The following is a 14,085-nucleotide window of genomic DNA, read 5'->3' on the forward strand; positions in this document are numbered from 1 at the left end:
CAGTCCAGAGAAGGCGCATATCCCCGAAACGGGGAAGATCCCTCGCCGGTTCACCGCCCGGCGCGTCAGTTGTGGCGCAGGACCGTACGCCGGCCGTCGTCGCCGGGGGTGCGCACGATGAGGCGGCGCGCCATCGCGGTGGCGTCCTCCTTGGTGAGGCTCGCCCCCATGGCCGTCGCCTCGTCGTACGCCTCCGGCGAGAGGGCGGCGCGCACGGCGGCCACGTTCCTGGGGCCGTCCAGCGGATCCATGACCTCGGGGGAGTAGCCCACGCGGGAGCCGAGGGCCGAGACCGCGCCGAGGAGCACCGCGCCGTCCACCGCCCGGCCCGCCATGCCGAGAGCCCCGGCGAGCACGTGGGCACAGGCCAGCCAGGAGGTCACGTCCTGCACGCGGTCGAGGTGCACGACCAGGCGGGCCGCCTGCTGCACGGCCCGGTCGGCGTCGCCCAGGTCCATGGCGACCTTCGCGCCGATCCAGCCCGAGGAGCAGTACGCCCAGTCGTGGCCGCAGGTCTCGGCGATGTCGGCGGCCTGCACGAGCTGCCCGGCGGCGAGCAGCGGATCGCCCGCCACCCTCGTGATCTGCCCGCGCACCATCATCACCTCGGCCTCGATCCAGGACAGCCCGGCCGCCTTCACCTGCGTCCAGCCTTCGGCGAGCGTGCGCTCCGCCTGGCCCGGATCGCCGCTGAGCTGGAGGAAGTACGCACGGTACGGCAGGGCGCGGGCCATGACCTCGGCGTCGCCGGTGGCCTCGGCCTGCCGCAGCGCCAGCTCGACGTCGTCGTTCCCGGCGAACGGGTCGCCCGCCAGGTAGCGGAGCAGCGCCCGCCCGATCAGCGCCCGCCCCCGCCCGGGATGGTCGGCGCCGGCGCGGTCGAGGGCCTCGGACAGCCGCGCGATGCCCTCCTGCACGTCGCCGTTGCGGTACCAGAACCACGACAGCGCGCTGGCGATGCGCAGGGCGGCGTCCCCGTCGCCGGTGGCCAGGGCGTGGGCGAGAGCGGCCCGCGTGTTGGCCTGCTCGTGCCGGAGCCTGCGCAGCCAGAGCTCCCCGTCGAAGGTACGCAGCCGCCGCTCGGCCGTCTCGGCCAGCTCCACCACCCACGCGAGATGCCGGCCGGCCCACCGCGCCCGTTCGTCGCCGGACAGGGCGCGGAGAGTGTACTGCCGGATGCTCTCCAGCATGCGGTAACGCCGGGGCACGGCGGCGCCGTCCACGGCGATCAGCGACTTGGCGACGAGGCCGCCCAACCTGTGCAGCACCGCCGGAGGGCTCGCCAACCGTTCGGCCGCCTCCAGGTCGAAGCCGCCCTCGAAGAGGCTCAGGCAGCCGAGCAGCTCCTTCTCGGACGGGGTGAGCAGGCGCACGCTCGACGCGATCGCCGCCTCCAGGCTCCGATGGCGCTCGGGAGCGGTACGGGAGCCGGTGGCCAGCAACGCGAACCGGTCGTCGAGCCCGTCGGCGATCTCCTGGAGGGACAGGACCCGGGTCTGGGCGGCCGCGAGCTCGATGGCCAGGGGGAGGCCGTCCAGTTCCCGGCAGATCCGTGCGGCCAGCTCCCGCTCGTCGTGTCGTGGACGCCGGCCCGGATGGAGCACGAACGATCGTTCCATGAACAGCTCGACGGCCGCCCCGTCGGGGTCCAGCGGCGGCAGGTCCCAGGTCGCCTCTCCCGCGACGGCCAGCGGCTCCCGGCTCGTGGCGAGCAGCCGCAGGCCGGGGCAGCGGGACAGCAGCGTCTCCGCCAGCGACGCGACCGCGTCGACCAGGTGCTCGCAGTTGTCGAGCACCAGCAGCGTCTCCCGGTCGCCGATCGACGCGACAAGGTGGTCGGTGCCGCCCGCGATGGCCGCGCCCATCGCCGCGCCGGCCGCGGCCGGCAGCAGCTCCGCGTCCGTCACGTCGGCGAGCAGAGCCAGCCACGGGCCGTCCTCGTCCGGGTGCTCCCGGGCGATCTCCAGGGCCACGCGGCTCTTCCCGGCGCCGCCGGGACCGGTGATCGTCACCAGCCGGTGCGCGGCGAGCAGATCCCGTACCGCGCCCACGGCGGCCTCACGCCCGATGAGGCGGGTGAGCGGCGCGGGCAGCCGCGGGCGGGCAGGCTCCCTCGGCTCGGCGACGGTCGCCACCTCCCTCGGAGCCGCCTGCTCCAGGGCGGGGTCCTGCCTGAGCACCGCGGCCTCCATGGCGCGGAGCGAGGGGCCGGGGTCCACGCCGAGCTCCTCGATCAGCCGCTCGCGTGCCGTGCGCAGGGCCGCCAGAGCGTCCCCCTGCCGCCCGCTCCGGTACAGGGCGAGCGCGAGCAACTCCCAGGACCGCTCCGCGAGAGGGTGCTCGCGGACCAGCGACTCCAGCTCGCCCACCGCCTGGACGGCCGCTCCCGTCGCGAGGCGGGCCGCCGCGTGGTCCTGGCGGGCGGCCAGCCGGGCGTTCTCCAGGCGGGCGATCTCGGCGCCCGCCACCTCGGCGTCGCCGAGATCGGCGTACGCGGGGCCGCGCCACAGCGCGAGCGCGGTCGCGAGGCTCTCCGCCGCCGCCCGCGGATCGTCGGGCAGCAGCCTCGCGCCCTGCTCCGCCAGAGCGGCGAAGCGTTCGGAGTCCACCGATTCCGGCCGGACCCGCAGGACGTAGCCGGGGCCCTGACGGTCGAGAAGACCCGTGGCCGCACGCGGAGGGCGCTCCGGCTCCAGGGCCTTTCTCAATCTGGTGATGTACGAATACAGCGTCGACGTGCCGCTGTTCGGGACCTGCTCGCCCCAGACGGCGTCGAGGAGGCGGTCGGTCGTCACCACCTTGCCCTGTGCGATGAGCAAGGTCGCGACCAGGGCTTTGACCCGGGTGCCCCCGAGGTCGAGTTGTTCGCCCGCGCGCGTCACCACCAGCGGACCCAAGACGGAGAACTGGAGCCCGGCTGGTTCAGCGCTCACCTATGGACCGTTCCCTTTTCGTCGCATCCGCCCAAATGCGGACATGCCGCTGTTATACCCCAAAGGGCTTTTTTCGCCAATAGAGCAACATCAGCGTGTCGTGTGGCTGAATGTCGCTCCTTAATCTGACTCGGCTGCCGGGTGGTCGCGGAGTTCGTCGGCGGCCTCCTGGTAGGCGGTGGCGGCGCGGGCGAAGTAGTCGAACAGGACGCCGCGCTGCTCGGGGGAGTACTGCTGGATGATCGCGGCGATCCTGTCGCGGGCGGGGGCGAGGGCCTCGTCCAGGCCGGACGGGGTGGCGATCGGTTCGACGATGACCTTGCGGCGGTCGCCGGGATCGGGGACGCGGCGGACGTATCCGGCCTGTTCCAGGCGGTCGATCAGCCGGGTGGTGGGGCCGGTGGTCAGGCCGGTGCGGCGGCCGAGCTCGCCGGGGGTCAGTGCCCCGTTCAGGCCCAGGATGTTCAGCGCGTACAGGTCGGTCGCGCCCAGGTCGACGGCCTTGGCGCTGGCGTGGCCGTGCAGCATGACGGCGCTCAGGTAGCGCCGGTAGACCGCACCGGCGTTCTCGGGTGTTGACACGTTCTGCCCTCCGGCCTAATCTCTTCCTCAGAGAAGATAAATCTTCAAGGAATCAACTTCCTTCTTGAAGCTATCATGAGAGGCCCGCACCCATGAACGCTCGTACCGCTGACACCGCCGCCATCACCGCCGTGCTCGACCGTCTGGCCGACGCCTGGGAGCGGGGGGACGGCGCCGCCTACGGCGCGCTGTTCACCGCCGACGCCACCTACATCACCTACGTCGGCACCCTCTACGTCGGCGCCCAGGAGATCGGCGACGCCCACCAGGCGCTGTTCGACAGCTTCGTCAAGGGCACCAAGCTGGCCGGCCGGACCGTCAGCATCCGCTTCACCGGCCCCGACACCGCCCTGGTCGTCACCCGTGGCGACACCTACAAGGGCAGGCCCGGCAAGCTCCACAAGATCCAGACCTACACCCTGACCCGCCAGGCGGACGGCGAGTGGAAGATCGCCGCCTTCCAGAACACCAAGCACCAGGCGGTCATGGAAGCCATCTCCTTCAAGTTCCAGCCTGCCAGCAAGCCCGCCGCCGCCCACGCCTGAACGCGCACGGAAGACGCCCACATGACCTCGCTCGCCGTCGTCGCCGCCACCGGGCGCACCGGACGCCTCATCGTCGAACGCGCCCTGGCGGCCGGACATGCGGTCACCGCCGTCGCCCGCCACCCCGAAGCCCTCGGCCTCGACCACCCCGAACTCACGCGCCGCGCCGCCGACGCGATGGACCCCGCCCGGTTACGCGAGGCGCTGGCCGGGCACGACGTCGTAGTCTCCGCCCTCGGCTCGACCGGTCGCGGCCCGACCACCCTCTACTCGGCCGGCACGGCCGCGATCATCGCGGCGCTGCCCCCGGCCGCCCGGCTCGTCGTGATCTCTTCGGCCGGCCTGGCCACCCCCGCCGACGCCGGACCCGCCGTCCGCCTCTTCGGCCGCGTCCTGCACCACGTCATGCGCCACCCGTACGCCGACATGAACCGCATGGAGCAACTGCTCGCCGGGACCAGCCTCAGCTGGACGGCCGTGCGGCCGACCGGCCTGACCGACAGGCCGGGCACCGGCCGCCCGCGCGTCTCCCTCGGAGCGTCCGAGCGCCTCGGCGCCCGGACCTCCCGCGCCGACCTGGCCGCCTTCATCGTCGACCACCTCGACGACCCGCTGACCTTCGGCCGCCCCGTCGCCGTCTCCTCATGAGCTCCACCTGGCTGCAAGGAGAACAGAACTGACCCATCGGCCGGTTCCCGCTGCCACGGCGTATCAGCGCGCGACGGCGGGGACGCGCGGGCGGTGCTCGACCTTCATGGGCGGTTGGACTTCGGCTGCCATCCAGGCGGAGGGTCCTCGCCGACGAGCCCGTCCACGGCCTCGCGGAGCAGGTCGGCATGTCCGGTGTGCCGCCCGTACTCCTCGATCAGGTCGCAGAGCAGCCGGCGCAGGCTGAAGTGGCGCCCGTCGAAGTAGGTGAGGTGGACGAGCTGGTCGAGCCCGCCGGAGGCCAGGGCCGCGTCGAGCTTCGCCCGCGACCGCTCCACGGTGGCGTCCCAGAGCGCGTAAAGGTCCTCGGGGGTGTCGTCGGCGGCCGAGTTGAAGTCCCAGTCGGGGTCGGCGGCCCAGTCCGCGCCGTCCCACGGCGCGCCCATCGGCGCGCCGCTGAGCTTGGTGCTGAACATCTGATCCTCGGCGCGCGCGAGATGCTTGAGCAGGCTGCCCAGCGTGAGCGGGGAGGCCCCGATGCGGGTCCGCAGCCCGGCCGCGTCAAGGTTGTCGGTCTTCCAGCGGAACGTCGTGCGCAGGCGGTCGAGCGCACCGACGAGGTGTTCGGCCTCGGTGCCGGCGAGGGGTGGTTCCCACCAGTAGTCGCTGTTGGTCATGTCGCCACCGTAGAGTCCGTTCCGGACGTTCTGCTTCCGGAACCGCAGGTCGAGGGGGCGGCGGCGCACCGGGCGCGCCGCGGTGCCGGACATCACAGGCGCGCCGCGTACTCCTGCGGCGCTCGATCCCTTGACCTGGAGCGCGCTCGACCTCCTAGCCTCGGCGGCACCGAGAAAGGAGCACATCACATGAGAACCGTGCAGCTTGGCCGTACGGGCGAGCAGGTCAGCCGGCTCGCACTGGGGTGCATGATCATGGGGACGGTGACGCCGGAGGACGAAGCCGTCACGATCCTCGACCGGTACCTCGAGGCCGGCGGCAACTTCCTCGACACCGCCGACTGCTACTGCTGGTGGGAGCGCCGGGGCAGCCACGGCGGCGAGAGCGAGGAACTGCTGGGCCGCTGGCTGGCCAGGACCGGCCGGCGCGAGCAGGTGTTCCTCGCGACCAAGGGCAGCGCCGTGGTACGCGACCTGGACGCGGTCTGGTCCGACGGCCGGCCGGACTGGGACGCCGCCTACCGGACGTTCGTCGGGGCCGGGGCGAAGACCCTGCGGGAGGCCATCGACGGCAGCCTGCGCCGGCTCGGCACCGACCATGTCGACCTGTACTACGTGCACGTCGACGATCGCGCCACGCCCTTGGAGGAGACGCTGGAGGCGCTGGCCGGCATCGTCCAGGCGGGGAAGGCCCGCTACATCGGCTGGTCCAACGTACGGACCTGGCGGCTGGAGCGGATCCGCCAGTTGTGCGCCCAGCACGGCTGGCCGGCGCCGGTGGCGCTCCAGCAGCAGCACTCCTACCTGCGGCGCCGGGCCGGGCTCCGGCACGCGTCCATCGTGGACGACGAGCAGCTCGACTACCTGGAGGCACACGACGACCTGACCCTGGTCGCCTATTCGCCGATCCTCAAGGGCATCTACGATGACCCCGCCAAGCGCGCGGGCCACGGGGCGATGGACCCTTACCAGGGCCCGGACGCCGAGGCCCGGCTCGCCGTCGCCGCCGAGGTGGCCGCCGAGACCGGCGTCACCCCGAACGCGCTGGTCCTCGCCTGGCTGCTGCACCAGACCTCGCCGGCGATCGTGCCGCTGATCGGGCCGCGCACGCTCCAGCAGTACGAGGCGGCGCTGCCGGCGCTCGACGTCAAGCTCACTGAGGAGCAGCTCGCCCGCCTCGACGCCGCCGGAGCCTGACGGGAACCCGGCACCGACCGTGAGCTGAGCGGTCGACGGACGGCTCACTGCCGAGATCCCATCGAGATCCTGCCGTCGTGACGAGGGACCCGCGAAGGGCGGGGCTGACGATGGAATTCGTGAGTGAGTTGTCTGGAAACACCCAGAAATCGCTAGAGTTCAGGCTTCTCGGCCCCCTGGAAGTGGTGGCCGACGGCCGCCAGCTCCCCGTCAGCAGCCCGCGCCAGCGCGTCGTCCTGGCGATGCTCCTCCTCGCTCCGGACTGCGTGGTATCCGTCGACACCCTGGTGGAAGCCATCTGGGACGACGATCCGCCCGTGACCCGGCGTACCCAGATCGCGATCTGCGTCACCGCCCTGCGCAAGATGTTCGCCGCGGCGGGATTCCCCAACGTGATCTCCACCGTCTCACCCGGATACAAGCTGAATTCGGCTGGTTGCCGGATCGATCATGAAGAGTTCGCCCGGCTGACCGGGCAGGCGCAGTCCGCGCTGCGCGAAGGGCGTACGTCCGTGGCGGGCGCCCTGCTGGAACAGGCGCTCAAACTGTGGCGCGGCGACGCGCTGGCCGGCGTGCCGAGCGGCATCCTGGCCGCCAAGGCACTCCAGCTCGAGGAGCGGCGGCTGACCGCCACCGAGGAGTGCCTCGCGCGCAAGGCCGAGCTGGGACGGCACACCGACCTCGTGCCCGAGCTGGCCGCCCTGGTCAGGGAGCACCCCTTGCGGGAGCGGGCACGGGCGGCGCTCATGCTGGCCCATTACCGGGTCGGGGGGCGCCGCGAGGCCCTGGAGGTCTTCAACGAGGGACGCCGCCGCCTGGTGGACGAGCTGGGCCTCGAGCCCGGCCCGATCCTCCGCGACATGCAGGCGGCGATACTCAACGACGACCCCGGGCTCTCCGAGGGCGGCGCCAAACCGGCCACGACCGTGTGGACCGGGCTGGTGCCCGCCCAACTGCCGCCCGCGCCGCCGTACTTCGCCGGCAGGAAGGCCGAGCTGGACGCGCTCGACGGGCTGCTCGAGCTGCGCGGGCGCGGCGGGCTGCCCGCCGTCGGCGTGCTCACGGGCATGGCGGGCGTCGGCAAGACCGCGCTGGCGCTGCAGTGGGCGCACCGCGCGGCCGAGTACTTCCCTGACGGGCGGCTCTTCGCCGACCTGCGCGGCTGGGACTCCGACTACCTCGCCGCCGAGCCGTCGGCGGTGCTGAGCCGGTTGCTGCGCGACCTCGGCGTGGCGCCGTCGGAGATCCCGGCGCGGGTGGACGAGCAGGTGCCGCTCTACAACAGCCTGCTGGACGGCCGCCAGACGCTGCTCCTGCTCGACAACGTCAGGAGCGCCGCCCAGGTACGCCCCCTCGTCCCCGGCAGCGGCAGCTGCTGCGTCATCATCACCGGTCGCAGCCTGCCCGACGCGTACGGCAGCGTGCAGGCGCACGTGACGCCGCTGGGGACGGCGGACTCGGCCGACCTGCTGCGCAACCTCATGGGCGCCGAGCAGCGGGCCGGTGAGGAGCCCGGCGCGCTCGAGCGGGTGGCCGAGCTCTGCGACCACCTGCCCCTGGCCCTGTGGGGCGCGGCCATGCGGCTGGGCTCGCGGGGCCACTGGACGCCCAAGGACCTGATCGGCAGGCTGGAGCGGCGCGGCGGCCGGCTGGGCGAGATCAGCCACGGCGTCTGGGACATGCGGGAGCGGATCGCGCTCAGCTACCGCGAGCTGCGGCCGGGCCCCGCGATGGCGCTGCACCGGCTGGGCGGCCTGGACTTCCCCGAGGTGACACCGTGGAGGGCCGCCCGGCTGTTCGGCTGCGGCCCCGAGGAGGCCGAGGACCTGCTGGAGGAACTGCGCGAGGCGGGCTTTCTCGTGCTGTCGACGGCCGGCGACGAGCCGCTCTACCGCACGCCCGGCCTGTTCGCCGAGTACGCCCAGGAGAAGGGCCACTATGTGTACGCCGACGTGCCCCGCCCCGTAGAGGTCCGAGGCTAGCGTGCCCGGCGCGAAAAAGCGGGCGGGCAGCAGGCCCGCCCGCCCTCACCGCCCATCAGCTCCCGGCGTTCTCCATGACGTTCACCAGGCTCTTCGGCCGCATGTCGGTCCAGTTGGCCTCGATGTAGTCCAGGCAGTTCTGCCGGCTGTCGGCGCCGTGGACGCTGTTCCACCCGGCGGGGATCTCGATGAACGACGGCCACAGCGAGTGCTGGCCCTCGTCGTTCGTCAGCACGTAGTAGTCGGCGTCGTTGTTCTCGAAAGGATTGGTCATGACGATCGTCCCTTTTCACACGGTGGGGATGGACGGGGCCGGCTCGGCGAGGTGGTCGAGCTTCCAATGAGGGGGCAGCCATTCCTCGCCGGCGTAGTGGTGGTTCAGCCACGCCTTCGAGTAAATGGTGTCCATGTAGCGTTCTCCCAGGTCGGGTGCGATGGCCAGGGCGGTCACCTCCTTCCCCGGGCGGTGCTCGGCGAGCCACCGCAGGGCGCCGCTGGCGACGGTACCCGTCGAGCCGCCGAACAGGAAGCCGTCGGCGGCCATCCGGTGGCAGGCGCGGATGGTGTCCGGCTCGCTCACGTGCACGACGTCGTCGACGTACGACTCGTCGAGCAGGGGCGGGCGCACGCTGGTGCCGAGGCCCGGGATCAGCCGGGGCTGCGCGGGGCGGCCGAAGGCCGAGGACCCCTCCGCGTCCACGGCCACCACGCACACCTTCGGCCGGTGCTCGCGGAAGTAGCGGGCGCAGCCCATGAGCGTCCCGGTCGTGCCCGCGCCGACGAAGAGCACATCGAGGTCGGGGAAGTCGGCGGCCAGGGCCGGGGCCGTCCTGAGGTAGTGGGCCCGCCAGTTGCCGGGGTTGGAGTACTGGTCGAGCCAGACGTAGCGCTCGTCCTGCGCGCACAGACTCCGTACGTAGTCGATCCGCGCCCCCAGGAACCCGGTCACCGGGTCGGGGGTCGTGATCACATGTACGCGCGCGCCGTACAGCTCCATCATCGCGCGCACCGGCGCGTTGCAGCGGGTGTCGGTCACGCAGACGAAGCCGTATCCCTTGCTGGCCGCCACGATGCTCAGCGCCAGGCCCAGGTTCCCGGAGGAGGACTCCACCAGGGTCGAGCCGGGCAGCAGCCGCCCCGACCGTTCGGCGGCCCCCACCATCTCGGCGGCCGCCTTCAATTTGACGGATCCGGCGAAGTTGAATCCTTCGCATTTCAGATAGAGGCGGCGGCCGAAAGTCGCTCGCAAATCGACATAGACGTTTTCCGCGTTGTACTGGAGCGGATCGCTTATCACCGGCACGGAAACGAATCTAACCGCCTCCGATTTCCGCTCATTATCGGCGGCATTTCACCGGAAAAGAACCCGAGGAGAAACCGATGAACGGACCACGCTGGATCTCCTGGCGCCACCGCAACCCCGCCGCGAGCGTCAGGCTCTACTGCCTGCCGTACGCGGGCGGCGGGACGCGGATCTTCGACGGCTGGCCCGCGCTGCTGGGCGAGGGGGTCGAGGTGTGCCCGATCCTGCTGCCGGGACGGGAGGACCGCATCACCGAGCAGCCGGTGTCCCGGCTGTCCGACCTCGTCCCCGCGCTGCTCGAAGGGCTCGCGCCGACCATGACCAAGCCGTACGCGATCTACGGCCACAGCATGGGCGGGCTGGTCGCGTTCGAGCTGGCCAGGCGGCTGTGCGCGGAGGGCGCGCGGATGCCCGCCCACCTGTACGTCTCGGGCTGCGGCCCCAAGCCCATCCCGCCCGCGCGCCGGGCGGGGGAGCTGTCGGACGAGCAGTTCATCGAGAAGCTGCGCGGCATGAACGGCACGCCGCCGGAGTTCTTCGAGGACCGCGACCTGGTGGATCTGCTGCTGCCCGCCATCAGGGCGGACTTCCGGCTGTCGGAGGACTCGTCGGTGCGCGAGGGGGTGCGGCTGCCGGTCCCGCTGACGGCGTTCGCCGGCGAGCACGACCCGAGCGCCCCTCCCGCCGAGGTCGAGCGGTGGCGGGAGCACGCGGTGGCGGGGTTCGCCTTCCACGTCCACCCGGGTGACCACTTCTTCATCCACGACTGCCCGCCGATGGTAGGTGCCATCCGCGACGACCTGCTGAAGGCGGCCGGCTCCCTGACGGCATGAGGAAGGGGCGCCGGGGAAGGTCCCCGGCGCCCCTCGTGTCTCCATGGGTCAGCCGTGGGCCGACCAGCGGCCGTAGCGGCGCAGGCCGTACAGCAGGGGCCTGGTCTCGGCGAGCGTGGAGATGCGGAACGGCTCGCCGAACACCATGCGCTGCGGCCCGACCAGCACGCTCTGGCTCACCCGGCAGTCCGCCACCGAGTGCGCCGCCTCGTACAGGTGCGGTCCGCCGTACCCGCTGTCGTGCTCCCACGCCACCAGGTCGAAACGGTCGGGGTCCGCGGAGGCGAACAGCTCGGCCGTCTCCCTGGCCCGCTCGTGCAGCAGGTTGACGGCGAAACGGCCGCTGTCGAGCAGCGCCTGCAGCGTCGGGCTCGCCGCCCTGATCCCCACGATCAGGGTCGGCGGGTCCACGCTGGCACTGCACACCGCCGAGCAGGTCATGCCCCACTGCTTGCCCCGCCGGTCCGTCGTGGTGACGATCGCCACCCCGCTCGGGAAGCCGGCCATGAAGCCTCGGAAGCGGCCGGGCAGGGAGGCGGGGTCCCCGGCCGTCATGGTGGTGGCATCACCTCGCAGCACGGTCATGTGGTCACCACCTCGCCGCCAGTGTGATGTTCGCTGCCATGGGATCATCCTTCGCGATCGGCACGTATCGATCGGCCGCGTTCAGCATCAGGCCGCTGAGCCCGGTCGTGATCAGGGCCATGCAGAGAAACGCCAGGTACAGCCCCGGCGACAGCAGGCCGGCGCCGTAGCCGGCCTGCAGGATGACGATCTCCGTCAGACCTCTCGTGTTCATGAGAACGGCGATCCGCGCGCCGGAGGCCGGCGACCGGCCGCCGAGGCGCGCACCGGCGTAGCTGCCGCCCACCTTGGCCGCGACGGCCACGGCCGTGACCACCAGCGCCGCCTGCCAGGGCAGGACGGCCTCGGGACCGGAGGTCAGCGCGACGCCGGTGGTGACGAAGAGCACCGGCAACATCGTGCGGCCGGTGCGGCCCAGCACCTCCGCCACTCTCGTCCACGGGCCGGGACGCTCCTCCGCGGGCAGCGACAGGCCGACGAGCACCGCGCCGAAGACCTCGGTGAGGCCGAACCGGCCGGTCGCCGTGGCCGCCGCCCACGCGGCGGCGCCCACCACGACCGGCACCGCCCGCGGGAACCTGCCCGCCAGCGAGCGCGGCACCACGCGCCGCAGCAGCAGCGCCGCGACCGCGCCCGCCGCCAGCACGGTCAGGGCGGCGGCCGGGCCGCCGCCGGAGGCCATCCCGACCGCCACCGCGAGCAGCACCCAGGTCAGGACGTCGATGCACGACGCGCTCAGCAGCGCCAGCCGCCCGTCCACGGTGTGGTCCATGCGGCGGTCCCGCAGGATCCCCGCCAGGACCGGCACCGCGGTGACCGTGAGCGCGACCGCGACCATGAGCGTGAACGCGACCGCCGGCGCCCCGCCGCGCAGCGCCGGGTCCCCGGCGGCGATCAGCCACCATGCCACCAGCCCGCCGGCGGCCAGCGGCACGGCGGCCGAGCCCGCCGACAGGAACGTGACGGTGCGGACGAGCCGGCGGTCGAGGCCCGCGCGCATCCCGTGCGCCGTACCCACCAGGAACAGCGCCAGGCCCAGGTGCCCGGCCTGGCCGAGCAGTCCCCAGTCCGGCCGCGGGCCGAGCTCCGCCAGGCGGGGCAGCAGGAGCCAGCCGGAGGCCAGACAGAAGGCGATCTCGACGACCACCGCCGGCTGGCGGGTCAGGCGGGCCACCAGCCGCGCGGCGAGCACGACGATGACCACCGCGACGGCTACGAGCAGGGTGGCGAGCAGGGTTCCCATGGCCATCAGTGCATCTGGGCCAGGTATTCGTACTGACTGGGCAGCTTGCTGAGCAGGTACTTGGACTGGTCCCTGATGAGCTGGAACTCCTTGTCGGCCGCCGTGCCGTCCATGAGCGCCAGCGCCGGGGCCGGCTTGACGTCCACCCCGCCGAGGCCGAGCAGCACCGCGAGGTACGAGTACGACTCGAAGCCGTGGTAGTGCGGGTAGATCGAGGAGTCCGTGGGCAGCTTCGACTGCCACTGCTCCAGCCGCTCGGTGAACCCGTCGGGGACCGCCCGGGTCTTGGCGTCGCGCCAGTACTGGTTGTCGTTGCGCGCGGCGCCCCGGTAGTGCAGCACCAGGAACTCGCGCACCCCGTCGATGGCCTCCGTCACCGACCGGTTGTAGGAGTCGCGCAGCACCGGGTCCCAGTCGGCGGCCGGGAAGTGCTTGACGAGCTGCTCGATGCCGTGCTGGATGAAGAAGATCCCGGTCGACTCGAGCGGCTCGACGAAGCCGCCGGACAGGCCGATGGCCACGCAGTTGTTCACCCAGGGGCGGCGGGTGCGGCCGATGCGCATTTTGATGTGGTTGGCCTCCATGTCCTCCGCCTCGGGCCCGACGAACTCCCGCAGCGTGCGCTCGGCCTCCTCGGGCGAGCAGTAGTCGCTGGCGTACACGTAGCCGGTGCCGATGCGGCCGAACAGCGGGATCGTCCAGATCCAGCCGGCCTCCTGCGCCGTGGCCGTGGTGCAGGGCCGCAGCCCGCGCTTGTCCATGTCCACCGGCACGCGCAGCGCGACCGCGCTGTCGTTCGGCAGGTTCTCCTGGAAGGAGATGAACGGCTCCTCCAGCGCCTGGTTGATGAGCAGGCCGCGGAAGCCGGTGCAGTCGACGAACAGGTCACCCTCGACCTGCCCGTGCTCGCGCGTCTGGACATGGGTGATCCAGCCGCGCTGGTCGCGGCCCACGTCCAGGACGTCGTCGAGGATCTGGACGGCCCCGCGCTCCTTGGCGTGCTCGGCCAGGAACCCGGCCAGCAGCGCCGCGTCGAAGTGGTAGGCGTACGGGAACTGCGTGGCCTGCTCCGACAGCGTCGTCCGCGTGCTCTCCGGCTCGGCGCCCTCCACGTAGTCCTGCTCGAACAGCCGCCCGTCCATGTAGCGGGGGGAGCGCTCGGCGTCGCAGATGGCCGCCATGAGGAACGCGTCGCGGTCGAACCGGTCGCCGGGCCGCTTCTGCACCCACCAGTCCGTCAGCGGGAAGCCGTCGACGATCCGCAGCCGCTCGAACGGGTGGTAGAAGTAGTGGCCGGGCTCGCGCCAGTTCTCGAACCTGATGCCGAGCTTGTACGTCGCGTTGCACCGCGGCATCCAGTCCTGCTCGCGCAGCCCGAGAAAGCCGAAGAAATGCCGGACCGTGCTGAAAGTGGCCTCACCCACACCGATCGGCGCGATTCTCTTCGACTCGACCACGGTGACCGCGATGCTGCTCCCGAATGCCGCCCGCAAATACGCGGCCGTCATCCAGCCAGCAGTTCCGCCACCAACGATGACAACTTTCTTGAGCATGAGG

13 protein-coding genes are annotated in these 14,085 nt (G+C 72.1%); 5 read left to right on the forward strand and 8 right to left on the reverse strand.

All coding sequences use genetic code 11. From position 1 onward, the window contains the following. Positions 1-65: 65 nt before the first annotated feature. Together AB0H84_RS14470 and AB0H84_RS14475 are read right to left on the reverse strand one after the other, a co-directional pair. On the reverse strand, positions 66-2,933 hold the full coding sequence (locus AB0H84_RS14470) for a BTAD domain-containing putative transcriptional regulator (protein ID WP_357603366.1): 2,868 nt from the start codon (positions 2,931-2,933) through the stop codon (positions 66-68). 120 nt (positions 2,934-3,053) lie between these two features. Further along, the gene (locus AB0H84_RS14475; protein WP_357603367.1) at positions 3,054-3,515 is read right to left on the reverse strand and encodes a MarR family transcriptional regulator; all 462 of its coding nucleotides are present in this window, start codon (positions 3,513-3,515) and stop codon (positions 3,054-3,056) included. A gap of 92 nt (positions 3,516-3,607) precedes the next feature. Here AB0H84_RS14475 and AB0H84_RS14480 point away from each other — a divergent pair, with 92 nt between their 5' ends. Both AB0H84_RS14480 and AB0H84_RS14485 read left to right on the forward strand, forming a co-directional pair. Further along, on the forward strand, positions 3,608-4,060 hold the full coding sequence (locus AB0H84_RS14480; protein WP_357603369.1) for an SgcJ/EcaC family oxidoreductase: 453 nt from the start codon (positions 3,608-3,610) through the stop codon (positions 4,058-4,060). Positions 4,061-4,081: 21 nt separating this feature from the next. Further along, positions 4,082-4,708, forward strand: coding sequence for an NAD(P)H-binding protein (locus tag AB0H84_RS14485; protein WP_357603371.1), 627 nt, complete (start codon positions 4,082-4,084; stop codon positions 4,706-4,708). Between the two features lie 104 nt (positions 4,709-4,812). On the opposite strand, the gene AB0H84_RS14490 is transcribed toward AB0H84_RS14485, so the two are convergent. Further along, positions 4,813-5,385, reverse strand: coding sequence for a DUF664 domain-containing protein (locus AB0H84_RS14490; protein ID WP_357603372.1), 573 nt, complete (start codon positions 5,383-5,385; stop codon positions 4,813-4,815). A 189-nt stretch (positions 5,386-5,574) separates the two neighbouring features. Here AB0H84_RS14490 and AB0H84_RS14495 point away from each other — a divergent pair, with 189 nt between their 5' ends. Together AB0H84_RS14495 and AB0H84_RS14500 are read left to right on the forward strand one after the other, a co-directional pair. Beyond that, the gene (locus AB0H84_RS14495; protein ID WP_357603374.1) at positions 5,575-6,582 is read left to right on the forward strand and encodes an aldo/keto reductase; all 1,008 of its coding nucleotides are present in this window, start codon (positions 5,575-5,577) and stop codon (positions 6,580-6,582) included. A 119-nt stretch (positions 6,583-6,701) separates the two neighbouring features. Then, positions 6,702-8,564, forward strand: a complete 1,863-nt coding sequence (locus AB0H84_RS14500; RefSeq protein ID WP_357603376.1) for a BTAD domain-containing putative transcriptional regulator — start codon at positions 6,702-6,704, stop codon at positions 8,562-8,564. 55 nt (positions 8,565-8,619) lie between these two features. On the opposite strand, the gene AB0H84_RS14505 is transcribed toward AB0H84_RS14500, so the two are convergent. Continuing rightward, positions 8,620-8,838 carry an MbtH family protein gene (locus AB0H84_RS14505; protein ID WP_357603378.1) on the reverse strand — a complete coding sequence of 73 codons (219 nt, stop codon included), beginning with the start codon at positions 8,836-8,838 and terminating at the stop codon, positions 8,620-8,622. Between the two features lie 15 nt (positions 8,839-8,853). After that, a complete protein-coding gene (sbnA, locus tag AB0H84_RS14510; RefSeq protein WP_357603380.1) occupies positions 8,854-9,867 on the reverse strand; it encodes a 2,3-diaminopropionate biosynthesis protein SbnA in 1,014 nt (337 codons plus the stop codon). A gap of 77 nt (positions 9,868-9,944) precedes the next feature. On the opposite strand from sbnA, the gene AB0H84_RS14515 reads away from it, so the two are divergent. Then, a complete protein-coding gene (locus AB0H84_RS14515; protein ID WP_357603382.1) occupies positions 9,945-10,700 on the forward strand; it encodes an alpha/beta fold hydrolase in 756 nt (251 codons plus the stop codon). Between the two features lie 48 nt (positions 10,701-10,748). Here AB0H84_RS14515 and AB0H84_RS14520 read toward each other — a convergent pair whose 3' ends face one another. From AB0H84_RS14520 to AB0H84_RS14530, 3 genes are read right to left on the reverse strand one after another with little or no spacing between them, the layout of a single operon-like run. Beyond that, positions 10,749-11,285 (reverse strand): flavin reductase family protein, encoded by a 537-nt coding sequence (locus AB0H84_RS14520; RefSeq protein ID WP_357603384.1) that lies wholly within the window; start codon positions 11,283-11,285, stop codon positions 10,749-10,751. A gap of 4 nt (positions 11,286-11,289) precedes the next feature. Next, positions 11,290-12,528, reverse strand: coding sequence for a cation:proton antiporter (locus AB0H84_RS14525; protein ID WP_357603386.1), 1,239 nt, complete (start codon positions 12,526-12,528; stop codon positions 11,290-11,292). A 5-nt stretch (positions 12,529-12,533) separates the two neighbouring features. Beyond that, entirely contained in the window at positions 12,534-14,081 is a 1,548-nt protein-coding gene (locus tag AB0H84_RS14530; protein ID WP_357603387.1) for a tryptophan halogenase family protein, read from the reverse strand. Positions 14,082-14,085: the final 4 nt, after the last annotated feature.

The sequence above is a fragment of the Nonomuraea sp. NPDC050786 genome (genome assembly GCF_040654115.1).
GTDB lineage: Bacteria > Actinomycetota > Actinomycetes > Streptosporangiales > Streptosporangiaceae > Nonomuraea.